General features: G+C 67.1%; 23 protein-coding genes and 1 tRNA gene. 19 read left to right on the forward strand and 5 right to left on the reverse strand.

The window, feature by feature from the left end:
- Window positions 1–137: 137 nt before the first annotated feature.
- The 6 genes from AC3ITM_RS06940 to AC3ITM_RS06965 all read left to right on the forward strand — a co-directional run bounded on the left by AC3ITM_RS06940 (window position 138) and on the right by AC3ITM_RS06965 (window position 5,273).
- Window positions 138–1,070: a lytic transglycosylase domain-containing protein gene (locus tag AC3ITM_RS06940; protein ID WP_489269392.1), complete on the forward strand. Its 933-nt coding sequence runs from the start codon at window positions 138–140 to the stop codon at window positions 1,068–1,070.
- A 190-nt stretch (window positions 1,071–1,260) separates the two neighbouring features.
- The gene (petA, locus tag AC3ITM_RS06945; RefSeq protein ID WP_176989573.1) at window positions 1,261–1,881 is read left to right on the forward strand and encodes a ubiquinol-cytochrome c reductase iron-sulfur subunit; all 621 of its coding nucleotides are present in this window, start codon (window positions 1,261–1,263) and stop codon (window positions 1,879–1,881) included.
- 2 nt (window positions 1,882–1,883) lie between these two features.
- A complete protein-coding gene (locus AC3ITM_RS06950) occupies window positions 1,884–3,143 on the forward strand; it encodes a cytochrome b (protein ID WP_228886603.1) in 1,260 nt (419 codons plus the stop codon).
- Window positions 3,136–3,882: a cytochrome c1 gene (locus AC3ITM_RS06955; protein ID WP_489269395.1), complete on the forward strand. Its 747-nt coding sequence runs from the start codon at window positions 3,136–3,138 to the stop codon at window positions 3,880–3,882. Before AC3ITM_RS06950 ends, AC3ITM_RS06955 begins: the two co-directional genes overlap by 8 nt.
- 160 nt (window positions 3,883–4,042) lie before the next feature.
- The gene (locus tag AC3ITM_RS06960; protein WP_228886605.1) at window positions 4,043–4,678 is read left to right on the forward strand and encodes a glutathione S-transferase N-terminal domain-containing protein; all 636 of its coding nucleotides are present in this window, start codon (window positions 4,043–4,045) and stop codon (window positions 4,676–4,678) included.
- Window positions 4,679–4,829: 151 nt separating this feature from the next.
- Window positions 4,830–5,273: a ClpXP protease specificity-enhancing factor gene (locus AC3ITM_RS06965; protein WP_228886606.1), complete on the forward strand. Its 444-nt coding sequence runs from the start codon at window positions 4,830–4,832 to the stop codon at window positions 5,271–5,273.
- Between the two features lie 101 nt (window positions 5,274–5,374).
- Here AC3ITM_RS06965 and AC3ITM_RS06970 read toward each other — a convergent pair whose 3' ends face one another.
- The 4 genes from AC3ITM_RS06970 to AC3ITM_RS06985 form a co-directional block, all read right to left on the reverse strand.
- Window positions 5,375–5,731, reverse strand: a complete 357-nt coding sequence (locus AC3ITM_RS06970) for a DUF3301 domain-containing protein (protein WP_489269398.1) — start codon at window positions 5,729–5,731, stop codon at window positions 5,375–5,377.
- Between the two features lie 84 nt (window positions 5,732–5,815).
- Window positions 5,816–6,853 (reverse strand): DUF2272 domain-containing protein, encoded by a 1,038-nt coding sequence (locus AC3ITM_RS06975; protein ID WP_489269400.1) that lies wholly within the window; start codon window positions 6,851–6,853, stop codon window positions 5,816–5,818.
- A 262-nt stretch (window positions 6,854–7,115) separates the two neighbouring features.
- Complete coding sequence (gene nadC / locus AC3ITM_RS06980) at window positions 7,116–7,973, reverse strand: carboxylating nicotinate-nucleotide diphosphorylase (RefSeq protein WP_489269402.1); 858 nt, start codon at window positions 7,971–7,973, stop codon at window positions 7,116–7,118.
- Window positions 7,970–8,239: a Trm112 family protein gene (locus tag AC3ITM_RS06985; RefSeq protein ID WP_489269404.1), complete on the reverse strand. Its 270-nt coding sequence runs from the start codon at window positions 8,237–8,239 to the stop codon at window positions 7,970–7,972. Before AC3ITM_RS06985 ends, nadC begins: the two co-directional genes overlap by 4 nt.
- A 59-nt stretch (window positions 8,240–8,298) precedes the next feature.
- Here AC3ITM_RS06985 and purE point away from each other — a divergent pair, with 59 nt between their 5' ends.
- Together purE and AC3ITM_RS06995 are read left to right on the forward strand one after the other, a co-directional pair.
- Window positions 8,299–8,802 (forward strand): 5-(carboxyamino)imidazole ribonucleotide mutase, encoded by a 504-nt coding sequence (gene purE / locus AC3ITM_RS06990; protein ID WP_489269406.1) that lies wholly within the window; start codon window positions 8,299–8,301, stop codon window positions 8,800–8,802.
- Complete coding sequence (locus tag AC3ITM_RS06995) at window positions 8,799–9,947, forward strand: 5-(carboxyamino)imidazole ribonucleotide synthase (RefSeq protein ID WP_489269408.1); 1,149 nt, start codon at window positions 8,799–8,801, stop codon at window positions 9,945–9,947. The genes purE and AC3ITM_RS06995 overlap by 4 nt, the downstream gene beginning before the upstream one ends.
- Before the next feature lie 172 nt (window positions 9,948–10,119).
- Here AC3ITM_RS06995 and AC3ITM_RS07000 read toward each other — a convergent pair whose 3' ends face one another.
- Window positions 10,120–10,701: a superoxide dismutase gene (locus AC3ITM_RS07000; RefSeq protein WP_228887183.1), complete on the reverse strand. Its 582-nt coding sequence runs from the start codon at window positions 10,699–10,701 to the stop codon at window positions 10,120–10,122.
- 118 nt (window positions 10,702–10,819) lie between these two features.
- On the opposite strand from AC3ITM_RS07000, the gene grxD reads away from it, so the two are divergent.
- From grxD to AC3ITM_RS07055, 11 genes are all read left to right on the forward strand, one after another.
- On the forward strand, window positions 10,820–11,140 hold the full coding sequence (grxD, locus tag AC3ITM_RS07005) for a Grx4 family monothiol glutaredoxin (RefSeq protein WP_228887184.1): 321 nt from the start codon (window positions 10,820–10,822) through the stop codon (window positions 11,138–11,140).
- A complete protein-coding gene (locus AC3ITM_RS07010) occupies window positions 11,137–11,880 on the forward strand; it encodes an SDR family NAD(P)-dependent oxidoreductase (RefSeq protein ID WP_489269410.1) in 744 nt (247 codons plus the stop codon). The genes grxD and AC3ITM_RS07010 overlap by 4 nt, the downstream gene beginning before the upstream one ends.
- A 363-nt stretch (window positions 11,881–12,243) precedes the next feature.
- Entirely contained in the window at window positions 12,244–15,432 is a 3,189-nt protein-coding gene (locus tag AC3ITM_RS07015) for a TonB-dependent receptor (protein ID WP_489269412.1), read from the forward strand.
- Between the two features lie 274 nt (window positions 15,433–15,706).
- A complete protein-coding gene (ppnN, locus tag AC3ITM_RS07020; RefSeq protein ID WP_489269414.1) occupies window positions 15,707–17,095 on the forward strand; it encodes a nucleotide 5'-monophosphate nucleosidase PpnN in 1,389 nt (462 codons plus the stop codon).
- A gap of 195 nt (window positions 17,096–17,290) precedes the next feature.
- Entirely contained in the window at window positions 17,291–17,806 is a 516-nt protein-coding gene (locus AC3ITM_RS07025; RefSeq protein WP_489269416.1) for a GspH/FimT family pseudopilin, read from the forward strand.
- Window positions 17,803–18,294: a type IV pilus modification protein PilV gene (gene pilV, locus AC3ITM_RS07030; protein WP_228887189.1), complete on the forward strand. Its 492-nt coding sequence runs from the start codon at window positions 17,803–17,805 to the stop codon at window positions 18,292–18,294. Before AC3ITM_RS07025 ends, pilV begins: the two co-directional genes overlap by 4 nt.
- Window positions 18,291–19,460 (forward strand): PilW family protein, encoded by a 1,170-nt coding sequence (locus tag AC3ITM_RS07035; RefSeq protein ID WP_489269418.1) that lies wholly within the window; start codon window positions 18,291–18,293, stop codon window positions 19,458–19,460. The genes pilV and AC3ITM_RS07035 overlap by 4 nt, the downstream gene beginning before the upstream one ends.
- 5 nt (window positions 19,461–19,465) lie before the next feature.
- Window positions 19,466–19,990, forward strand: a complete 525-nt coding sequence (locus AC3ITM_RS07040; protein ID WP_489269420.1) for a pilus assembly PilX family protein — start codon at window positions 19,466–19,468, stop codon at window positions 19,988–19,990.
- Between the two features lie 11 nt (window positions 19,991–20,001).
- The gene (locus AC3ITM_RS07045; protein WP_489269422.1) at window positions 20,002–23,745 is read left to right on the forward strand and encodes a pilus assembly protein; all 3,744 of its coding nucleotides are present in this window, start codon (window positions 20,002–20,004) and stop codon (window positions 23,743–23,745) included.
- Window positions 23,746–23,771: 26 nt separating this feature from the next.
- Window positions 23,772–24,182, forward strand: a complete 411-nt coding sequence (locus tag AC3ITM_RS07050; RefSeq protein WP_489269424.1) for a type IV pilin protein — start codon at window positions 23,772–23,774, stop codon at window positions 24,180–24,182.
- Between the two features lie 90 nt (window positions 24,183–24,272).
- Window positions 24,273–24,349 (forward strand) — tRNA-Asn (locus AC3ITM_RS07055).
- The last annotated feature ends 33 nt before the right edge of the window (window positions 24,350–24,382 follow it).

Raw genomic sequence — 24,382 nt, forward strand, 5'->3', positions numbered from 1 at the left:
ATTGTAACGGGGAAGGGGAAGGCGCGCCGGCGCCCCCCCGCGGCGGCTGTGACGGCCGTCCGGGTTGGCCCGGGGCGGGGGAGGTTTGGCGCATCAACCACTTGGCAAGCCCGGGCGAACTTGGGACACTCCCGCCCATGAGGGGAATCTTGGGGATTGCCGCGCTGGCCCTGGCTGCGCTGACCGCTGTGCCGGCCAGTGCGGGCACGCTGTACAAGTGCGTCGGCGCCGACGGCATTCCCAGCTATGTCAGCAAGCGGATGTCCGGCGCGGCCTGCAGCGTGGTCAGCAACTACCGTCCCGAGCGCAATGCCCCGCGTCGCTACGTCCCGCCGCCGGCTCCGGTCGCCACGCCCGCCGTTGCCACTGCCGCAGCGCCCAGCCCGGCCCGGGCCGATGGCGCCACCGCCGGCACCGCCGTGGCCGTCGGCGCCCCGGTCCCGCCCGCCGCCACGCCAGCGCCGCCGCGCACCGGCAAGGCCGGGCGGGTGGTCAACGGCCAGGTCTATTCGTACATGAAGGACGGCGTGCGCCACTACACCAGCGCCCGCCCGGCCCAACTGGCCAGCCTCGGCCCGGTGCGCACCATCCACTACAGCTTCATCGAACGCTGCTATGCCTGCGGCGCCAACCCGGGCGTCAACTTCGGCTCGGTGCGCCTGAACACCACCGCCTTCCAGGCCGAGATCAGCGCCGCGGCGCGTGAGTTCGGCGTCGAAGAGGCGATCGTGCGCGCCATCATCCACGCCGAGTCGGCCTACAACCCCACCGCGCTCAGCCGTGCCGGCGCACAGGGCCTGATGCAGCTGATGCCGCCGACCGCGCGTCGCTTCGGTGTCACCGACTCCTATGACGCAGCGCAGAACATCCGCGGCGGCGTGCAATACCTGTCGTGGCTGCTCAAGCGTTTCAATGGCAACCTGACCCTGGCCGCGGCCGGCTACAACGCCGGCGAAGGCGCGGTCGATCGCCATGGCGGGGTGCCGCCCTACAGCGAGACCCAGTACTACGTGAAGCGGGTGGCGCAGCTGGCCGACCGCTACCGCGCCGTGCCGGTCAGCAGCCAGTGACCGGCCGCGCCGGTGCTGCCCATGGCGCTGGCGGGCCTTCATGGCGTAATGTCCTGCAGTAATGTGGTTCGGTGATACCGCGTTGTGTGGCCGACTTCGGTTCAGCTACACTCGCGGCTGATTCAATGTGGACTGGCCCCCACCGGTCTGCTGGCAGCCTCAAGCTACCTAATCAATATCGGAGTGCCGGATGGCCAACGATGGGGTAAACGATCCAGTCAACACTGGACGTCGACGGTTCCTTTCAGCAACCACTGCGGTGGTCGGAGCGGTTGGCGTCGGATTTGCAGCGGTACCGTTCATCAAGTCCTGGAATCCCAGTGCCCGCGCCAAACTGGCCGGTGCCCCGGTGATTGCCGATATCAGCGCCCTGCAGGAAGGCCAGCGACTGGTCATGGAGTGGCGTGGGCAGCCGATCTGGATCGTCAAGCGTTCCAAGGCCATCCTCGAGGCGCTGCACGGCCTTGACGGGCGGCTGAAGGATCCCGGGTCGGGCGAAAAGGAACAGCAGCCCGAGTACGTGCTCAAGCAGAATCCCGAATTCCGCTCGATCAAGGCCGAGGTCTCGGTGCTGGTCGGGCTGTGCACCCATCTGGGCTGTTCGCCGGAAATGGTGGCCGAGATCCGCCCCGAGCCCTACGACCCGCAGTGGAAGGGCGGCTACTTCTGCCCCTGCCACAAGTCGCGCTTCGACATGTCCGGTCGCGTGTTCAAGGATGTCCCGGCGCCGATCAACCTGCTGGTGCCGCCGCACCATTACCAGGACGACAACACCATCATCATCGGCGTTGATCCGCAGGGGGCGGCTTGACCATGGCCAATATCCTTACCCGTACCGCCACCGGGGTATTTGACTGGGTCAACGCGCGCGCGCCCGGGCTGATGCCGGTCTACCGCAAGCACGTCAGCGAGTATTACGCGCCGAAGAACTTCAACCTCTGGTACTACTTCGGTTCGCTGGCGCTGCTGATCCTGGTCAACCAGATCGTCACCGGCATCTTCCTGACGATGCACTACAAGACCAACGCCGCCGAAGCGTTCGCCTCCATCGAATACATCATGCGCGATGTCGAATGGGGCTGGTTGATCCGCTACATGCACTCCACCGGTGCCTCGCTGTTCTTCATCGTGGTCTACCTGCACATGTTCCGCGGGCTGCTGTACGGCAGCTACCAGAAGCCGCGCGAGCTGGTGTGGATCCTGGGCATGCTGATCTACCTGGTGCTGATGGCCGAAGCCTTCATGGGCTACGTGCTGCCCTGGGGCCAGATGTCGTTCTGGGGCGCCAAGGTGATCATCTCGCTGTTCGGCGCGATCCCGGTGATCGGCAACGGCCTGACCGAATGGATCATGGGCGACTACCTGCCCAGCGATGCCACCCTCAACCGCTTCTTCGCCCTGCACGTGATCGCCCTGCCGCTGGTGTTGCTGCTGCTGGTGGTGCTGCACCTGGGGGCGCTGCACGAGGTGGGCTCCAACAACCCCGACGGGGTGGAGATCAAGAAGGGCCCGAAGGGCAACCGCTGGTCGGCCACCGCGCCCACCGACGGCATCCCGTTCCACCCGTACTACACGCTCAAGGATGCGGTCGGTGCCGGGTTCCTGCTGATCATCGCCGCCTTCATCATCTTCTTCGCGCCGGCCTTCGGCGGCCTGTTCCTGGAGCACGACAACTTCACCGAGGCCAACCGCCTGGTCACCCCCGAACACATCAAGCCGGTCTGGTACTACACCCCGTATTACGCGATGTTGCGGGTGGTGCCCAACAAGCTGGGTGGCGTGCTGGTGATGTTCTCGGCGATCGCCATCCTGTTCCTGGTGCCATGGCTGGACCGGGCCAAGGTCAAGTCCTACCGCTACCGCGGGGCGCTCTCGCGCGCGCTGTTGAGCATGTTCGCGGTGTGCTTCGTCTGGCTGGGGGTGATCGGCTCGGGCCCCGGCACCGATGCGCACGAGACCTATGTCGGGCGCGTGCTGACCTTCCTGTACTTCGCCTTCTTCATCACCATGCCGCTATGGACCAAGCTGGACAGGACCAAGCCGGTACCGGACCGGGTGACCACGCATGACTGACCACTGGATTGTCCGGCTGGCCTGCGCGGCCGCGCTGATGCTCGGCAGCGCCTTGGCCGGTGCCGCCGAGGGCGGCAAGACCCTGCAGGCCGGCAACGACCTGGGCGACCGCGCCTCGCTGCAGCGCGGCGCGCAGCTGTACATGAACTACTGCTCCGGCTGCCATGCGCTGAAGTACCTGCGCTATTCGCGGCTGGCCGAGGACCTGGGCCTGAGCGAGGAAGAGGTGATGAACAACCTCAACTTCACCGGCACCCCGATCGGCGAGCAGATTCCGGTCAGCATGCCCAAGGCGCAGGCCGAGAAGTGGTTCGGCAAGATGCCGCCGGACCTGAGCCTGATTTCGCGCGTGCGTGGCAGCGACTGGGTCTACACCTACCTCAAGTCGTTCTACCTGGACCCGTCGCGGCCGCTGGGCTGGAACAACAGCCTGTTCCCCAACGCCTCCATGCCCAACCCGCTGTGGGAAATGCAGGGAATGCAGCACGCCATCCATGGCAAGCCGGACAGCCCCGGTGCCGATCCGCCGGTGATCGGGCTGAAGATCGTGCAGCCCGGCAACGTCGATGCCGGCCAGTACGACCAGTCGGTGCGCGATATCACCAACTTCCTGGAATATGCCGGCGAGCCGGCCGTGCTCAAGCGCCAGAAGCTGGGGGTGTGGGTGATCCTGTTCCTGGCGCTGCTGACGTTCCTGGCATACCTGCTGAAGAAGGAATACTGGAAGGACGTGCACTGAGCACCATCGCGCAGGCCTTGGGCGTTCGATCCGGGACCGGGTCGACAAGCCTATTGGCTTTTGTGATGCTCGGTTGCACACTCGGGTACTGTGACGACCGTCGGCAATGGGCTGGCGGCGCCGATACGACCGGCGGTTACCGGTCGTTGGAGAGCCTTTGATGGCGGCGAGCGTACGCATGCGCAATACCCTGACGCTGTTTTCCTCGAACGACGATGTCCTGTGCCATCGCGTACGGCTGGTCCTGGCGGCCAAGGGCGTGAGCTACGACTTCGTCCCGGTCGACCCGCAGAACCCGCCCGAAGACCTCATCGATCTGAACCCCTACCACTCGGTGCCCACCCTGGTGGAGCGCGAACTGGTGCTGTACGCGGCGTCGGTGGTGAGCGAATACCTGGACGAACGCTACCCGCACCCGCCGCTGATGCCGGTCGATCCGCTGTCGCGGGCGCGCATCCGCCTGGCCATGCTGCGCATCGAGCACGACTGGGTGCCGCAGGTGCAGGCCATCCAGCTGGGCAACAAGACCCAGGCCGAGGCCGGGCGCAAGCGCCTGAAGGAACTGCTGACCAGCGCGGTGCCGCTGTTCAAGGCCAGCAAGTTCTTCCTCAACCCGGAAATGAGCCTGGCCGACTGCGCGATGGCCCCGATCATCTGGCGGCTGAAGGCGCTGGACGTGCCGTTGCCCAAGGATGGCAAGTCGATCGAGGACTACGGCAACCGCATCTTCCGCCACCCCGGCTTCATCCGCAGCCTGACCGACCAGGAAAAGAAACTGCGCGATCTGCCGGTGTGAGCGATGCCGCCGGGGCCGCTACGGGTCCGGCCGCACTGAACGCAATGGCAGGGCAGGCACGCCCGGAGGCTGACCTGCGGGTAGGCGGGCGCGTACACTTGCCACTACGCAATCGGATCCCCGCAGCCGAGCATGGCTTGGCGCTACCCACATGACTGAAGACACTTTTCGCATGACCAGCCACCGCCCGTACCTGTTGCGGGCCCTGGTGGAATGGATCAATGACAACGACCTGACGCCGCACATCCTGGTCGATGCCGGGATGCCCGGCGTGCAGGTGCCGCAGAGCGCGGTCAAGGACGGCCGGGTGGTGCTGAACATCGCCGAGCGCGCGGTGGTGCAGCTGCATATCGACAACGACCACGTCAGTTTCTCGGCACGTTTCTCCGGCACCAGCCATCCGGTGCAGGTGCCGATTTCGGCCGTGCTGGCCGTATACGCGCGCGAGACCGGGCAGGGCATGGCGTTGCCGGACGACATTCCCGGGCACGAGCCGGGCCCGGACGACGAGCTGCCGCCCGACGACAGCCCGACCCCGCCCGACGATGCGCCGCCCAAGCCCAGCGGTCGCCCGCATCTGCGGGTGGTCAAATAAAAAAAATGGCCGCCGAAGGGCGGCCATTCCGCTGATGGGGCCGACCCTTGGCCGGACGCCGTCGGACCGGACACCAATACGATCCGGCACCACGCCCCCGATCACACATCCTCGGCACCGCTGGTGTCCACGCCGCGGCGGATCTCGCTGATCCGCGCCGCCGATGGACCCACGAACGCTACCAGCTCATCGCCGCGCAGCACCATGCGGCCGCTGTGGCGGTCCACGCCATCGTGCGAGTACTCGAACTTGAAGGTGCGCTCCCAGCCCAGCCAGCCGTTGTCCTTGCGCACCACGCGCAGCCCGGTGGCGTGCACGGCCTGGTCCAGCCATTGCACATCGGCGGCGCGGCAGGCGTTGCGGCCCAGCACGCCGGCGCGCTCGGCGGCGGCGCGCGAGGAATTCCAGAAGGCGTAGGCGAACGCGCCGGCAATCATCAACAGGATCAGGCTGGGCATCGGTGACTCGGCGCGGGCAGGACGGGTGGATCCTACAAGATGGCGACGAATGCGCCGCGGATCAAGCCGGCGGCAATGCCGGCATCAGGGCATGCGTGCCGGCACCGGGGTGGGCGGCGGCGGTTGCGGCTCGCCGGGGCGTGGCGCCGGCATGGGCTGTGTCGGCGATGATGTCGGCGTGGTCGGCTGGGGATACGGCGCCGGATCGGGCTGCACGGTCGGCAGCGTCGTCGGGGCGGTGGCCACCAGTTTCAGCAGGGCCGCCCAATCCTGGCGGTTGAAGCTGCATTCCTCCTCGCGCCCCGGCGTACAACCCAGCTCCACCCCGTCGGCGACACTGGCCTTGGCCGGCGGCAGTTCGATGCGGCCGCCGCGGTCCAGCGACAGCTTGCGCATCGCCACGGTGTTCATCACGTTGCCGCCAATCAGGTACAGGGTGCGGTCGCCGCCGGTGTTGGCGGCGATCACCACTTCGCAATGCGACTTCCAGTGCGTCACCGCACCGCTGCCCAGCGATTGCACCAGGCCGCTGTAGCTGAGCGCCTCCCGGCGGTCGCGCAGGTAGCACAGCAGGTCGCCGGGGGCGGGCTTTTCCTGCGCGGGGTCGGTCATGCGGTACGGGCCGCTGTTCTGGTAGGCGGCGCGGATGTAGTCGATATGGCGCGGCGAGCGGGTGAAGCCGGGCACGCTGGCGCGGGTCATCACCCACGAGATGAAGGCGGCCGACCACGGATTGTCGACCAGGAATGCACGGCAGTCGCTGTCGGTGTAGCGCGCGCCCGGCGGTGCCAGACAGCTGGACGCGCCGGGCTGGTCGCCCAGCGGCGACAACGTGCCGCTCTGCCGCCAGTAGCCGACCACGCGCTGCCAGGCAACCAGGCCGCTGTCGGCCAGGTGCACGTTCTCCGCTTCGGTCGCGCTCAGGCTGGCGACGCGGCCATCGCGATCGATGAAGGGGCGGTACCACAGCCGGTGCTCGTTGCAGGCGGTCTGCACGATGGTCACGGCCAGCGGGCTCAGGCCGAAGCGTGGCGGAATGTCGCAGACCTCGGCCGCCGACGCGGTGGCGGGCAGCAGCGCGGTGAACGGTGACAGGCAGGCAAGCAGGAGCAGGGGGCGCATGCGCGCTCTCCGGATGGGGGCAGGGCAAGCCTCGCAGACCGGGTCTGGCGGGGCCGTGAATATCGCGTGGCGATCGACCGCACGACCAACGCCTGCACGGCCAATGCCCGCACGACCAATGTCCGCACGACCAATGCCCGCACGACCAACGGTCGTGCGCTACCGCGGGTGGGGCGCGGTAGGTACCGGCCGTTGGCCGGTACGTCGGTCGATCAGCCCGTCAGAATGCGGTAGGTACCGACCGTTGGTCGGTACGCGGTGCTCAGCCCGGCGGCGGGCCCAGCTTCAGCGACAGGTCGATCGCCTGCACGTGCTTGGTCAGCCCGCCGATGGAAATGCAGTCCACGCCGTCTTCGGCGATCGCACGCAGCCCGGCCAGGTCCACGCTGCCCGATACCTCCAGCGGAATCCGCCCGGCGGTGATGCGTACCGCGTCACGGCGCATGCCCACATCGAAGTCATCGATCAGGATGCGATCGCAGCCCACCGACAGCGCCTCCTGGAGCTGGTCCAGGTCTTCCACCTCGACCACCAGCGGCAACTGCGGCCATTGCGCGCGTGCGGCCTGCACCGCGGCGGTCAGTGAACCGGCGGCACGGATGTGGTTTTCCTTCAGCATCACCGTATCGAACAGGCCGATGCGATGGTTGTCGCCGCCGCCACAGCGCACCGCGTACTTCTGCGCCAGGCGCAGGCCGGGCAGGGTCTTGCGGGTGTCCAGGATGCGCGTGCCGGTGCCGGCCACCGCCGCGACGTAGCGTGCGGTGGTGGTGGCGGTGCCCGACAGGGTCTGCAGGAAGTTCAGCGAGGTGCGCTCGGCGCTGACCAGGCTGCGGTTGCGACCGTGCAGGATGGCCAGCACGGTACCGGCGCGGACCGCATCGCCGTCGGACACTTGCCAGTCGATCCGCACGTCCGGGTCCAGCGCCCGGTGGGTGGCATCGAACCACGGCCGGCCGGCGATCACCGCATCCTGCTTGCACAGCAGGTAGGCGCTGTCGGGGCGGTCGGGCAGCAGCGCGGCGGTCACATCGCCGCTGCCGATGTCCTCGGCCAGGGCGCGGGCGACATCGGCGGCCACCACGGCAGTGGCCGGGGCCAGCAGCGCGGCGCGGCTCATTTTTCCGGGAAGTCGGCGATCTGGGCGGTGGCGATGGCCTCCTCGGCCAGCAGCACCGGGATGCCGTCGTCCACGCGGAACACCTGCTTGCGGTCGCGGGTCAGCAGCGCCTCGCGCAGGGCCAGGGCCTGTGCGCTGCCGTCGGCCTTGACCACGCCACCGGCGCCGATGGCGCGGTTGAGCGCCTCCAGGCCCCGGGCATCGAGCAGGGCCAGGGGCTGGCGGGTGTCGGGCGAGCACAACAGGTCGAGCAGCTTGCGATCCATGGATTCTTCGTCTTGCGTGGAAGATGGCTAGAATACGTCTTTAAGGCAGGTGACGGCCAATGACCCTCAACCAAACCGCGCCGCTCGTCGGCATCGTCATGGGTTCCCGCTCCGACTGGGAAACCATGCAGCACGCCGCCCAGAAGCTGGATGCCCTGGGTGTTCCCTATGAAGTGAAAGTGGTCTCGGCGCACCGCACGCCGGACGTGCTGTTCACCTATGCCGAGCAGGCCGGCCCGCGTGGCCTGCGCGCGATCATCGCCGGTGCCGGCGGCGCCGCCCACCTGCCGGGCATGATCGCGGCCAAGACCGCGGTGCCGGTGCTGGGCGTACCGGTGCAGTCCAAGGCCCTCAACGGCATGGACTCGCTGCTGTCGATCGTGCAGATGCCGGCCGGCATCCCGGTGGCCACCTTCGCCATCGGCAATGCCGGCGCCTCCAACGCGGCGCTGTTCGCCGCGGCGATGCTGGCCGGCGACCAGCCGGCGATCGGCCAGGCGCTGGACGCGTTCCGCGCCCGCCAGACCGAAGACGTCATGGCCCACGACGACCCGCGTCAATGAGCCACAAGACCGTTGGCATTCTGGGCGGCGGCCAGCTCGCCCGCATGATGGTGCTGGCCGGCGCGCCGCTGGGGCTGCGTTTCGAGCTGTTCGACCCGGCCGCCGATGCCTGTGGTGCCCAGCTGGCACCGCTGCAGGTGGCTGCCTTCGACGACGAGGCGGCCCTGGCCGCGTTCGCCGCGCGGGTGGATGTGGTCACCTTCGATTTCGAGAACGTGCCGGCGCACAGCGCCCGCTTCCTGGCCGAACGCGTGCCGGTGTATCCCAATCCGGATGCCCTGGCGGTAGCCCAGGACCGGCTCAGCGAAAAGACCCTGTTCCAGCAACTGGGCATCCCGCTGCCGCCGTTCGCCGACATCGGCAGCCGCGACGAGCTGGCCGCCAAGGTCGCCGAGTTCGGCATGCCCTGCATCGTCAAGACCCGCCGCCTGGGCTACGACGGCAAGGGCCAGTTCCGCATCCGCAGCGCGGCCGATATCGACGCCGCCTGGGCCGCGCTGGGCGGCTACGTCGACAGGACCGGGCTGATCCTGGAGGGCTTTGTCGTCTTCGACCGCGAGGTCAGCGTGGTGGCCGTGCGTGGCCGCGACGGCGAGTTCCGCGCCTGGCCGGTGACCGGCAACTGGCATGTCGACGGCGTACTGTCGGCCAGCCTGGCGCCGGCCCAGCTGAGCCCGGCCCAGCAGGCGGCGGCGATCGGCCATGCCCGCGCGCTGGCCGAGCGCCTGGACTACGTGGGGGTGTTCGCGCTGGAGCTGTTCTGCCGCGGCGAGGAGCTGCTGGTCAACGAGATGGCGCCGCGCGTACACAACTCCGGTCACTGGACCATCGAAGGCAGCGAGACCTCGCAGTTCGAGAACCACCTGCGCGCGGTGCTGGGCCTGCCCCTGGGCGATACCCGCATGCTCGGCCAGGCCTGCATGCTCAACTGGCTGGGTGCGATGCCCGCTGCGGCGGCCGTGCTCGGCCAGCCCGGTGGGCATTGGCACGATTACGGCAAGCAGCCGCGCGAGGGCCGCAAGGTCGGCCACGCCACGCTGCGCCAGGACGATGCCGGTGCGCTGGCCGCGGCGCTGGAACAGGTGGGCGCACAGCTGGGCCGTGCCGACCAGGTCGCTCCGGTGGTCGAGGCCCTGCGCCGGTAATGGGGCAGGGCGGCACCCGTCGCCCCGGTCACGACCAACGGTCGCGACCTACCCCGATTCGGGCCATGTCGGCCGGTAGGTACCGGCCGTTGGCCGGTACACGCAGCCGCCGCGACACCCGGGGTAGGTACCCACCGTTTGTCGGTACGCCCTTCATCGGTCGGTACGCCCCTCAATCCCGCAGCTGTGCGGCGACGAAATCCCAGTTGACGATCTTCCAGAACGCCTCCAGATAGCGCGCGCGCTCATTCTGGTAATCGGTGTAATACGCGTGTTCCCACACATCGCAGGCCAGCAGCGGCGTGCTCTGGCCGGTCAGCGGGGTGCCCGCGTTGCGGGTGACCTGGATCGCCAGCGCGCCGGTGGGGTGCTGCACCAGCCATACCCAGCCCGAGCCGAACAGGCCCAATGCGGCACGCTCGAACTCCTCGCGCAGCCGGCGCACATCGCCGAACTGGCGGGTGACCAGTTCGCCCAGGCGATCCTTGGGGTCGCCACCGCCGCGCGGATGCAGGCATTGGAAATAGAAGGCATGGTTCCAGGCCTGGGCGGCCGCATCGAACAGGCTGCCCTGGCTCTGCCGCACGATGTCCTCCAGCGGCAGTTCGGCCAGCTCGGTGCCCTCGATCCGCGCGTTTACCGCCTCGACATAGGCGCGATGGTGGTGGCCGTGGTGCAGGTCCAGCGCCTGCGCCGACAGATGCGGCTGCAGGGCGGTGCGATCGTAGGGAAGACGGGGCTGTTCGAGGGGCATGGGCCTGTGCGGATTGGGAACGGGCGCCGGGGATGGGCCAGTAGGATTAGAATGAGCGGGTAGGGAAGTCTATCCGACCGGCGAGGTCGGGTTGTCCCGCATTGGAGGGAGAGTCGTGGTGGCGGTGATGCAGCAGATCCAGTCCGAAGTCGAGCGGTATCCCCTCGTGTTGTTCATGAAGGGCACCCCGCAGTACCCGATGTGCGGCTACTCCAGCCGCGCCATCCAGGCCCTGATGGCCGCCGGCGCGGCGGCGCTGCGTACCGTCAACGTGCTCGAAGAGCCCGAGGTCCGCGCCAACCTGCCGCGGTTCTCCAACCTGCCCAGTTTCCCGCAGCTGTTCATCCACGGCGAGCTGATCGGCGGCTGCGACATCGTGCTGGAGTTGTTCGAGTCCGGCGAGCTCAAGCGCATCGTCGAAGAGGCCTCCCAGCCATGAATGCGGTCCCGTCCGTCGTGGCCGGGACCGGGCCGCTGGCCGACCGCGTGATTCTCATCGCCGGCGCCGGTGGTGGCCTGGGCAGTGCCGCTGCGGTGGCCTGTGCCCAGGCTGGTGCCACCGTGGTGCTGCTGGGGCGCAAGCCGCGCCGGCTGGACCGGGTGTATGCCGCCGTGCAGGCGGCGGGCCCGGAGCCGCTGCTGTACCCGCTGGACCTGGAAGGGGCCACCCCGGACGACTACGCCACCCTGGCCGAGCGGCTGGGGTCGGAACTGGGACGGCTGGATGGGGTGCTGTACTGCGCGGCCGATTTCGCCGGGCTGACCCCGTTCGAACTGGCCGACCCGGCCGCGTTCGCCCGGGCCGTACACGTCAACCTGACCGCGCCGGCCTGGCTGGCCCAGGCCTGCCTGCCGTTGCTGCGCCAGCGCGAGGATGCCGCGCTGGTGTTCTGCGTCGATGACCCGGCGCGGGTAGGGCAGGCCTACTGGGGCGGCTACGGCGCCGCCCAGCATGGCCTGCGCGGCCTGATCGCGGCCCTGCACGACGAACTGGGGCGCAGCCCGGTACGGGTCAGCGGCCTGCAGCCCGGCCCGATGCGGACCGCGCTGCGCGCCCGCGCGTTCTCGCTGGACGAGGACCGCAGTGCCCGCGAGCCGGCCGACTGCGCCGCCGCGGCGGTGCTGCTGCTGTCGGCGGCCGGCGCCACCCATCGCGGCCAGGTCCTGGACGCCGCATAACGCCGGCCCTGGCCGGTTGTGCCGGCGGTGGGTCCAGCGGCGTGCCGAATCCCTTTGCTGTCAATGGGGCGCTGACAGGGCGCGGCGCCGGTCGACCGGCCTGTCATGGGGATGTCTTCAGGTGATGTGAAGATCCCGTCACGATAGCGTTGTGATGGCGTGCGTTCTGTCGCCAAACCGTCACAATTCGACGCTACCGTGTTAATCTAGTGTTAACCGTTGCGGCTGAAACCAGCCCGCGGCAAGGGAACCCAGATAAAAGTCCAGTCAGCCGCCAGCAAGGCTGCTTGGGCGCGTTTTTTTTCCGCCATCGCCAATCTCGCATCGAGGCCACCCCAAATGACCCACCCACGTTGTCTCCGGATGTCCAAGCTCACCCTTGGTCTCGTGGCTGCACTTGCTGCCGCCCCCGCCTTCGCCCAGAGCACCTCTGCCGGTGTCGGCGGTCAGGTCACCTCCGCAGCAGGCGCGCCTGTTGCCGGTGCAGAAGTCACCATCACGCACACCGAGTCGGGCACGGTCAGCCGCGCCACCACGGATGCGGCCGGTCGCTACAACGCGCGTGGTTTGCGCGTGGGTGGTCCGTACACCATCACCATCACCAAGTCCGGTGAAGGCACCAAGACCGAAGACGGCGTGTACCTGGGCGTGAACCAGACCGGCACCGTCAACGCCGCCCTGACCGGCGACCTGGCCGCGACCAACCTGGACGCGGTGCAGGTTGTCGCCGTCGCCGGTGGCTCGGAAGTGTTCAGCTCCACCAAGATGGGCTCGGGCACCAACATCAGCCAGCAGCAGATCGAAGTTGCGCCGTCCATCGGCGGCAACATCCAGGATCTGATGCGCCTGGATCCGCGCGTGACCTTCATCGACCGCGCCTCGGGCTCGATCTCGGCCGGTGGCCAGAACCCGCGCTTCAACTCGGTCAGCATCGACGGCGTGTCGGCCAGCGATACCTTCGGCCTGGAAGGCAACAACATGCCGACCCGTCGCCAGCCGGTCGCGATGGAAGCCATCGAAGCGCTGGACATCAACCTGTCCAACTACGACGTCAGCATCGCTGCCGCCGCCGGTGCCACCGTCAACGCGGTGACCAAGTCCGGTACCAACGAATTCCATGGCTCGGTCTACGGCACCTACCGTGACGGTGACTGGTTCGGTGACAACCCCGAAGGCCAGCCGTTCAACGGCTTCACCAAGGAAAAGACCTACGGCATGACCGTCGGTGGTCCGATCATCAAGGACAAGCTGTTCTTCTTCGCCAACTACGAGAAGTTCGAGCAGGCTGCCCCGGGTGCCGACCTGAGCACCACCCCGCTGGGCAAGGCCAATGGCCAGTTTGATGCGGACGATGTGGCCCGCGCGCAGCAGATCGCGCAGAACTACGGCATCAATGCCGGCGGCCTGGACAGCAACGGCGACACCAGCATGGAAGAGTATGCGCTGAAGCTGGACTGGAACATCAGCGACAACCACCGTGCCAGCATCCGCTACAGCAAGATCGACCAGAGCAAGCTGCGCATCAACGGCATGACCACCAGCTCTGCCTCGCTCAACTCGTACTGGTACCAGCACGACAAGACCAACGAGAGCTACGTCGCCCAGCTGTTCAGCGATTGGACCGACACCTTCTCCACCGAGTTCAAGGCGTCCTACCGCGAGTATTCGGCGATCCGTTCGGTGAACACCGATGCGCCCAGCGTGCGCATCTACTTCGGCGGCACCGAAGCGGCGCCGAGCGGTGACTCGCTGTACCTGGGTACCGAGGTCAACTCGCAGGACAACATCCTGACCACCAAGGCGTGGAACTACTACGGCGCCGGCACCCTGACCCTGGGCAACCATGACGTCAAGTTCGGTGCGTCGTACGACACCAACGACATCTACAACTACTACGGCGCCAACTCGTGGGGTGCCTACACCTTCTACGGCCTGGACAACTTCGCCGCCGGCCGCTGGAGCACCTACGACTACGCTCCGGAGCGCACCCCGGGCTCGATCGCCGCTGACTACAAGTACAGCAACCTGGCGCTGTTCGTGCAGGACACCTGGTACGTCAACAACAACCTGACCCTGACCCTGGGCCTGCGCGCCGACCGTCCGGACACCAGCCCGTCGCCGGCCTACAACGCGCCTGCCTCGACCTTGTTCGGCGTGGACAACAGCAAGGTGCTGAGCAACAAGTTCCTGGTCCAGCCGCGCTTCGGTTTCAACTACACCTTCGACACCGATCGTCCGACCCAGCTGCGTGGTGGCGTGGGCCTGTTCCAGGGTGACTCGCCGCAGGTGTGGCTGAGCAACAGCTACTCGGCGACCGGTTTCAACGCCAACGTCTACAACATCCGCGCCTACAACCCGGCCCTGCCGTTCAACCCGGACAAGGACAGCCAGCCGGTCCCGACCACCCCGGGGTCGAACCAGCAGAACGTCAATTTCGTCGGCAATGATTTCAAGCTGCCGTCGATCTACAAGGCCAACCTGGCCTTCGACCATGAAACCCCGTGGTACGGCATCGTTGCATCCGCCGAGCTGCTGGTAACCAAGGTCAAGGATGGCCTGTTCTACCAGAACCTGAACCTGGGCCCGGTGCAGTACCAGGGGCCGGACGGCCGCGACATGTTCTACAACCAGGCCAAGGTGGGTGCGTGGACCAACAATGACTCCCGCTTCCGTCGCAATACTGCCTACAACAACGTCTACCTGATCAACAACACGGACAAGGGCCGTACCTCGCAGTTCACCGCGTCGTTGAGCAAGCCATGGAGCGATGCCAGCGATTGGTCCTGGAACATCGGCTACACCTATACCGACGCCACCGAAGTGGGCTCGCTGACCAGCTCCACCGCCGGCTCGGGCTGGGGCTACCAGTACGCCTTCGACGCCAACTCCCCGGTCGAGAACACCTCGCGCTACCAGATCCGCGACCGCCTGTCGGGTGCGCTGAACTGGAAGCACAAGTTCTTCGGCGACTACGAGACCAAGGTGGGCCTGGTGTACGAAGGCCGCAGCGGCCGTCCGTACAGCTACGTCTACGTCAACGACGCCAACGGCGACAGCCGCTCGGCCAATGACCTGTTCTACGTGCCGTCCGGCCCGGGCGATGTGCTGTTCGGCAACCTGAGCAACGCCGGTGTGTTCACCCCCGATGCGAACATGGAGAAGAGTTTCTTCGATTGGCTGGCAGCCAACCCGGACCTGGCCAAGTACGCCGGCAGCTCGGCGCCGGCCAACGGCTTCCGCACCGGCTGGATCAACACCTTCGACGTGCGCATCAGCCAGCAGCTGCCGGGCTTCATGAAGGGTCACAAGTCGGAGATCTGGCTGGATATCCAGAACGTCGGCAACATGATCAACAAGGACTGGGGCAACATCTACGACTACGGCTTCTTCGCCGATGCGCGTGTGGCCACCCTGCAGGGCATGTACCAGGGCAAGTACGTGTACAACTACCGCAATGCCGATGCCCCGACCGTGGCTAACGCCGACGCCGATGGCTTCGACGTCGGTGTGTCGCAGTGGTCGGTGCAGCTGGGCTTCCGCTACCAGTTCTGATGAATTGATGTAGCAACGCTGCAAACGGAACGGCCGGGGCAACCCGGCCGTTCTGCTGTGCGGCCCCCGGAGAGCATGCAGGCGGGGTGCCGGCTTGCCCCGCTACCCGCATCGGCGTATGCTCAACCGGTTGCGCCGCCAAAGGCGCACATGCGGCGGCCCCACGGCAATGCCGGGGCGCCATATATCCAGCGGTCGGGTCTCCCCGGCCGTTTTGCTTTTTAAGGGGGCAGCGGTACAGTCGGAAACCTTGAGGAAAGCAAAGAAAATGGAAATGACGATCACCGAAAAGCCGGCGCGTACGCTGCCGGTGCAGGACGCGCGGATCTACCCGCGCGGTGGGCTGGATGTGCTGTCGCGGGCCGAGGTGGCGCGCCTGCGCGATGCCTCCGGCGGCGGCATGCACGAGCTGCTGCGGCGTTGCGCGCTGGCGGTGCTGACCAGCGGCAGCGCCTCGGACGATCCGCGCGCGGCGCGCGATCTGTATCCGGACTTCGACATCCAGGTGGCGCAGCAGGACCGTGGCGTGCGCATCGACCTGGTCAACGCCCCGGCGATGGCCTTCGTCGATGGCGAGATCATCCGCGGCGTGGCCGAGCTGCTGTTCGCGGTGGTCCGCGACCTGGCCTATATGGCCATCGAAATGGGCCCGGCCTACGCGGCCGAGCTGGAATCCTCCGAGGGCATCACCAATGCGGTGTTCGGGCTGCTGCGCAATGCGCGCATCCTCAACCCGGGCGATCCGAACCTGGTGGTGTGCTGGGGCGGCCACTCGATCGGCCGCGATGAGTACCTGTACACCAAGCAGGTCGGCTACGAGCTGGGCCTGCGCGGCCTGGACATCTGCACCGGCTGCGGCCCGGGCGCGATGAAGGGCCCGATGAAGGGCGCCACCATCGCCCATGCCAAGCAGCGCAAGACCACCACGCGCTATATCGGCCTGACCGAGCCGGGCATCATCGCCGCCGAGTCGCCGAACCCGATCGTCAACCACCTGGTGATCATGCCGGACATCGAAAAACGCCTGGAGGCGTTCGTCCGCATCGGCCACGGCATCATCGTGTTCGCCGGTGGCGTGGGCACCGCCGAGGAGATCCTGTACCTGCTGGGTATCCTGCTGCGCGAGGAAAACAAGGATCTGCCGTTCCCGCTGATCCTGACCGGCCCGACCATGGCCGCACCGTACTTCGAGCAGATCGACCGCTTCATCCGCCTGACCCTGGGTGAACAGGCCGCCAGCCGCTACGAGATCATCATCGGCGACCCGGTGGCGGTGGCCCGCAAGATGTCGGCCGGGATCAAGCGCGTGCGCGAGCACCGCCTGGCGCAGAAGGATTCGTTCTTCTTCAACTGGTCCATCGAGATTCCGTGGGAGTACCAGCAGCCGTTCGTGCCCACCCACGAGGCCATGGCCGCGCTGGACCTGCACCACGGCCGCGCCCCGCATGCGCTGGCGGCCGACCTGCGCCGCGCGTTCTCCGGCATCGTCGCCGGCAACGTCAAGGAAGACGGCATGCGCCGCATCGAGGAATTCGGCCCGTTCCAGATCCATGGCGATGCCGACATGATGCAGGCCCTGGACGAACTGCTGCGCGGCTTCGTCGAGCAGCGCCGGATGAAGATCTCCGGCGAATACCAGCCCTGCTACAAGGTGCTGGCCTGACCGCGGCGGGCTGAGCCCCGGGCCGTCCGGCCCGGGAGCGGCGGGGGAGCGGGCAGGGGCCGGTACCGCCCGACACGGGCCAAGGGCGTCAACGCCTTGACGCCCGTCGCCCCCGGGCGACCGTTCGTCCTGCCGCCGCTTGCCGGCGGCCGGCCGGTCGTCCATCTTCTATGCCATCACGCTGGGGAGCGTTCCATGTCTGCACGCCGTTCCAAGGGTTTCACGCTGGTCGAACTGATGGTCACGCTGGTGGTCCTGGGCGTGCTGGCGGCGATCGCGTTCCCGAACTTCACCAGCACCATCCGCTCCAACCGGGTCAGCACCTCCAACAATGAAATCATGGGGATGCTGGCGCTGGCCCGCAGCGAGGCGGTCCGCAACAAGCAGGGCGCCGGCATCTGCGCCAGCACCAAGGGCACCGCCTGCGACGGCACCTGGTCCGACGGCCTGATGGCCTGGTCGGACCTGGACGGCAACGGCAGCTTCAACGGCGGCGACACCGTGCTGCGCTTCGCCCAGGGCTCGCCCGAGCTGGCCGTGACCGGGTCGGCACCGACGCTGATCGCCTTCGACGCGCGCGGCCGCCGCCGCAGTGCCGCCAACCAGCAGATCGCGCTGGCCCCGGTGAAGTGCAAGGCCGGCGAATCCAACCGCACCTTGACGGTGAATCTCTCCGGCCAGGTCCGGGTTGCACGAGGGACATGTTCATGAAACGCAGGAATATCACCGGGTTTGGCCAGCGTGCGCGTGGCTTCAGCCTGCTCGAAGTGCTGATCGCGCTGCTGGTGCTGGCCTTCGGCCTGCTCGGCTTCGCCCTGCTGCAGACCATGAACGTGCGTTTCGTGCAGAGCGCCAACTACCGTACCCAGGCCACCAACCTGTCCTACGACCTGATCGACCTGATGCGCGCCCAGCGTGCCGATACGCTCAACGGCGGCGGCTATGTCGATGCGTCTTTCGCTGCCGGCTCGATCACCAGCAAGGGTGCCTGCGCCTGGCCGACCGGCAAGGTGATCACCGCCCAGCAGAACGTGGCGCGCTGGCAGTGCCAGGTGGTCAAGACCCTGGGCGACAAGGCCAGTGCCCAGGTGCAGTACAACAACGGCCAGGTCACCGTGGCGATCAGCTGGGGCGACCAGCGCTGGGACGCCAAGGACCCCGACGCCCTTACCTCCTTCGGCCTGGTGTCCCAGCTATGAGCCCTGCGATTTCCTCCCGCCGCCGCATGGTCGGCCTGTCGCTGATCGAGTTGATGATCGCCATGGTCATCGGCCTGATCATGATGCTGGGCGTGGTGCAGATTTTCATCGCCTCGCGCGCGGCCTCGCAGCTGTCCGAAGGCCTGGCCCGTACCCAGGAAAATGCGCGTTTCGCGCTGGATTTCCTGCAGCGCGACCTGCGCATGGCCGGCCACTTCGGCTGCGTCAACGACCAGGCCCACGTGGTCAAGGGCAACAACGCGATCGGCTACCACATCGCTGGCGTGGTCTCCGGCAGCGGCGTGCCGCTGGATTTCTCGGTGCCCATCCAGGGCTATGAGGCCGGCGGTACCGCACCGACCAATTCGCTGACCATCGGTGCGGCCTGGCAGCCGGCGATCGCCGCGCCGGCCAGCATCACCGGACTCAAGCCGGCCCCCAGCCCGGGCAGCGACATTCTGGTGCTGCGCTTCTTCCATCCCGATGGCGTGCCGATCGCCAGCCTGACCTCGGCCAGTACCGAGTCCAAGGTCGGCATCAGCAGCGACGGCGCCCAGCGCCTGTCGGCCGGGGTCAGCGGCGGACCGACGGTGTTCGGCGTCGCCGACTGCAACCGCGCCGAAGTGTTCACCGGCACGTTGGCCGGTACCACCGTCACCGCCGATGCCACCGACCTGTCCCGCTACGCGGCCAACAACGCGGTGACCATGCTGTACCGGGCCGAGGCGGTGGTCTACTACGTAGCCAACAACGGCACCGAGCCGGCGCTGTACCGTGCCCGCGCCGGTTCCAATGGCGCCTATGGCGCCGGCGAGGAACTGGTCGAGGGCATCGAAAGCCTGCAGTTGCTGTATGGCCTGGATGCCACCGCCAACATCAGCCGCGCCACCCCGCCGACCGGCAACATCGTCGAGCAGCAGGCCGGCAACGGCGTCAGTACCGCCACCACCGCCGCCGCGGTGAACCAGTGGCGCCGGGTCGGCCTGGTCCAGGTCGGCCTGCTCGCACGCAGCCCCCAGCAGGCCGCGGCCGAGGCGCCCAAGGTGGCCGACAACTACCTGGGCGTACTGGGCACCACCATCGTCCCGCCCGCCACCGACGACAAGCGCTTCCGCGCCAGCTATGAAGTCTCGGTGGCGCTGCGCAACCGCCTGTTCGGGAACTGACCGCCATGAACACCCATACCCCTTCGATCCGGTCCCGGCGCGCAGCACCGGCACGCCATCAGCGTGGCGCGGTGCTGTATGTGGCCCTGATCATGCTGATCCTGCTGGCGGTGCTGGGCGTGGTCGGCATGCAGGTGGCCGGCATGCAGGAAAAGATGTCGTCCAACTACCGCGCCACCAACCTGGCCTTCCAGAATTCCGAGGGCGCGGTGCGCAGCGCCGAGGACGCGGTGGAGAAGATCGCCAACCGCGAAGCGGCCGGCAGCGACCCGATCGTCAGCAGCGCCGACATCGAACAACGTTGCGATGACGGTTACGACCCGGTGGAGTGGGTGCGCAACTCCCGGCTGGGTAGCAAGCCGCTGGTCAAGGTGCGCCAGATCCAGGGCTGCATCCAGGGCGAAGGCGCGCTGGACATGGGCAAGCCGCTCGATGCACCCACCCCGGTCTACCAGATCACCGGTTATGCCGCAGATACCAACGCCGATGGCACTTCGTCATCGGCGATCGATACCGTGTTCAAGCTCTGAGGGCTGCCGCAATGATGTCGCGCAAGTTCAAGTCCCTGCTCGCCGCGTCGGCGGTGCTGCTGGCCGGTGGCGGCTACTTCGTCTACAGCCTGATGGCCGCCCAGGCCCAGGGCGCGCTCGCCCAGGAGCCGCTCAACAACCAGGTGCAGACCCCGCCGGCCTTCATCATGGCCGTCGATGACTCCAACTCGATGACCTTCGAACGCATGTTCCCCGGCGGCGACGGCGCGTTGCGCTGGAACAGCAGCAACGGCAGTTTCTTCCGTTCTGCCGGCGTGTTCTTCAGCGTCGGCGGCGCCTGCGGCAATAACGACTGCTACCTGTACCTGTACCCGCATGCCGGTTACAACGCCAGCTACTCGCCGGGCCGGGCGATTCCGCCGCTGGACATCTTCGGCTTCGCGCGCTCGCCCACCTACAACGCCAGCTATTACAACCCTGCCGAGACCTACCAGCCCTGGCGCAATGCCGACGGTACGCTGTGGGCCAACGCGTCCACCACTGCGGCACGTGTCGATCCGCGCAACGGTTTTGCCGGTTACGCCACGACCTACAACCTGACCAGCAACCGCGCCAGTACCGGTGAAAACTTCCAGTTCTTGAACGGGATGACCATTCCGGACCTGACCGGTACCGGTACCCGCTATTACCAGAACAACGGGTGGCGTACCGCCGCACGCAGCATCACCAGTGATACTTCCATCGCGGTGGACTACTTCCCGGCCACCTTCTACCTGCCAGCCAACGCTCCGGCACCGGCCGGCTACCGTACCGAGGACACCTATCGCCCGGTGATTGCCGGTGCCTGCGGCCCCAACTGCAACATGCGCCGCTACCAGATCAAGAGCGACAACTACGCCAGCACCGCCGCCTACAACGCGGCGATCCAGAACTTCGCCAACTGGTTCCAGTACCACCGCAACCGCATCCTGGCCATCGTCGGTTCGGCCAGCCATGCGATGGTGGATGTCAACAACATGCGGGTGGGTTACTTCACCATCAACAACCTCAACCCGGTGACCATGTACGACATGGCCACCCGGAAGGCCGACCTGTACACCCAGATCTACAAGCTGGCCCCGGACGGCGGCACCCCCAACCGCCAGGCGGTGGACTACCTGGGCAGGCAGTTCCGGCGCACCGATGCCGGCGCACCGGTGCAACTGGCCTGCCAGAAGAACGGCGGCATGCTGTTCACCGATGGCTACACCAATACCTCCAGCACGGTCAGCGGCTACGCCAATGCCGACGGTACCGACACCGTGCCCTTCAACGGTGCGCCGTTCAAGGATTCCTACAACAACACCATCGCCGACGTGACCGCCGCCTATTACGGTGGCGCCACATGGACGCCGCTGCGCAACGACGCCGGCTTCCCGGCCGGGCAGGTACCGGTCAGCAACCAGTGCAAGACCCTGGACGTCGGTACGCCGGCGTGGAAGCGGCTGGATTGCCAGACCAACCTGCACATGAACTTCTACGGCGTCACCCTGGGCGCGCGGGGCAAGATCTACGGGGTCAACCAGGCCGCCACCGACGACCCCTACACCAATCCACCGAACTGGGACGGCAACGGCAACCCGGTGGCGGTCGACGACGGCACCGTGATCGACGAACTGTGGCACGCGGCGATCAACAGCCGTGGCGAGTTCATCAACGCGCAGACCCCGGCCGAGGTCACTGCGGCGATGCGCCGCGTGCTGTCCTCGATCAGCGCCGGCGGCTCGCCGTCGGGCAGCATTGGCTCGACCGGTGCGCGCATCGGCGCCGGCTCGCTCAGCGTGATCCCTCGCTACGACATCGCCAACGAGGGCACCGACTGGTACAGCCAGCTGCGTGCCTCCAAGGTCAGCGTCAACCCCAAGACCCAGGTGGCCGAATACACCCAGGTCTGGGACGCGGCGACGCAGCTGAGTTCCACCGGCCGCCAGATCGTGCTGAACAAGAATGGCACGGCGGTGGATTTCAGCAGCACCAACGTGGCCCTGGCCGATCTGTGCAAGGGCCCGCTGGCGGTCTGCACCGAGGACCTCATCACCAAGGACCTCACCGCCCTCGGCGCCACCAATGCTACTGCGGTGGCTTACCTGCGCGGCGATGCCTCGCGTGAAGTACGCAATGGTGGCATCTTCCGCGACCGCACCACGCTGCTGGGCGACATCATCAATTCCAACCCGGTGATCAGTTCGCCGCTGGACGACTACGGTTTCCGCCAGCTCGGCGGCAGCCTGGCCACCTCGTACGGCAACTACCTGGCGACCAAGATCAAGACCCACAGCTACATGGTCTATGTGGGCGCCAATGATGGCATGCTGCACGGCTTCGACGGCGGCATGAACGGCAGCAGCCAGGACACCACCGATGGCGGCAAGGAGCGGTTGGCCTATATCCCGGCCACCGCGCTGGGGCATATGGGCAACCTGCTGTTCCCGTACAAGTCCTCCACCAACGACCAGAAGTTCCAGCACCGTTACTACGTCGATGGCCCGGTGGCCGTGTCGGACATGTTCGACGGCACCAACTGGCGCACCGCCGTGGTCGGCACCGCCGGCGCCGGCGGCCGCTCGGTGTTCGCGCTGGATGTCACCGATCCCACCAAATTCGGCCCCGGCAACGTGCTGTGGGAAATCAACGACCGCAATACCAGCTTGTCGCTGGACGTGCGCAACAGCATCGGCAACGTGCTGGGCAAGCCAGTGATCGTGCCGGTCCGCTCGGGCGCCAACGTGGTCTGGAAGGCGATCTTCGGCAATGGCTACGGCAGCGTCAACGGCAAGGTCGTGCTGTTCGTGGTGGACATGGCCACCGGCACCACCTCGATGATCGAGGCCGCCGAAGCCAGTTCCACGGTGGCCGGCAGCAACGGCCTGGGCAACATCGTGGCGATCGACCGCTGGAGCGGCCCGACGCAGAGTGCGCGTGGCCGCGATGGCGCCGCCGACACCGTATATGCGGCCGACCAGCGCGGCGCGCTGTGGAAGTTCGACCTGCGCAGCACCGCCACCAAGATCACCACCCCGGTATTCACCACCGCCACCCATACCGAAACCTCCGGCAGCAACACGCTGACCTACCGCCAGCCGATCACCGGTGGCCTGACCGCCGCCACCGGCGCCGGCGGCGGAGTGATGCTGTTCTTCGGCACCGGCAGCTTCTCCTTCTACAACGATCCGGCCGACGCTTCGGAGCAGGCGCTTTACGGCGTCAACGATGTCAGCAACGGCGACCCGGCCACGACCCTGGGACCATCCAACCTGCAGGTCTACTCGGTGGTGACCACCGGCGAGGAGCGCACCTTGACCGCCGGGGGCGTGCCGGCCAACGCACGCGGCTGGACCATCATCCTGCCATCGACCACCGGTGAACGTTTCGTCGGCAACCCCAGCATCGTCGGCGGCACCCTGTTCATGCCGACCTATGTGCCGAACCGGCAGACCGTGGGCTGCTCGACCGGCGGCTCGAACTGGCTGTTCGGGGTGGAGGCGCTGACCGGTGCCGGGGCGATGTCGGACATGCGCTTCGGTAGCCCTGGCGGTACCAGTCCGGGCAAGGGCACCGCTGCGGTGGGGCTGAAGGGCGATGGCACTGCGCCGGTCAAGGATGTCGGTGTCTCGGCGATCCCGCGCCTGCGCAGCGGCGGCGGTGCCGGTCCGCCGGGTGGCAACTCGTGCTGGATGGTGGTCAGCGTCGCCGGTGGCGAGCCGATGTACGCGCCATACCCCTGCGGCCGCCAATCCTGGCGCCAGGTGCAGTGACCATGAAAGAACAGGACCTCACGACCATGAATCGCCTCCGCAAAGCCCCGTCGATGGTGGCCGGTTTCACCCTGATCGAATTGATGCTGGTGATCGGGGTGATCGCCGTCCTCAGCGCCATCGCCTATCCGTCGTACCTGGACCAGGTGCGCAAGAGCCGCCGCGGTGCGGTCAAGGCCGACCTGGTGGAATATGCCCAGCGCGCCGAGCGCCAGCATTCCTCGTCCAACACCTATGCCGGTTACGCGCTGCCGTACACGGTGTCGCCGCGCGAGGGCGGCACCGCGTACTACAACCTGAAGGTGGCTACGACCCAGTCCACCTTCACCATCACCGCCACCCCGCAGGGCAGCCAGGCCAAGGACAAGTGCGGCGAGATGACCATCGACCAGGCCAACCGCAAGACCGCCGAGACCACCTTGAGCGAGTGCTGGTAAACCGGTGCGGGCAGGGGGCGGCGGCGTGCAGGGCAGGTTACGCCGAAGGTGTTGCCCTTCGGCAAAAGCGCCATTACAATGCGCCTCCCCGCCCGAATAGCTCAGCCGGTTAGAGCACTTGACTGTTAATCAGGGGGTCGTTGGTTCGAGTCCAACTTCGGGCGCCAGATACTGAAAAGCCGCGAGAAATCGCGGCTTTT

The sequence above is a fragment of the Stenotrophomonas sp. KH_029 genome (genome assembly GCF_057839765.1).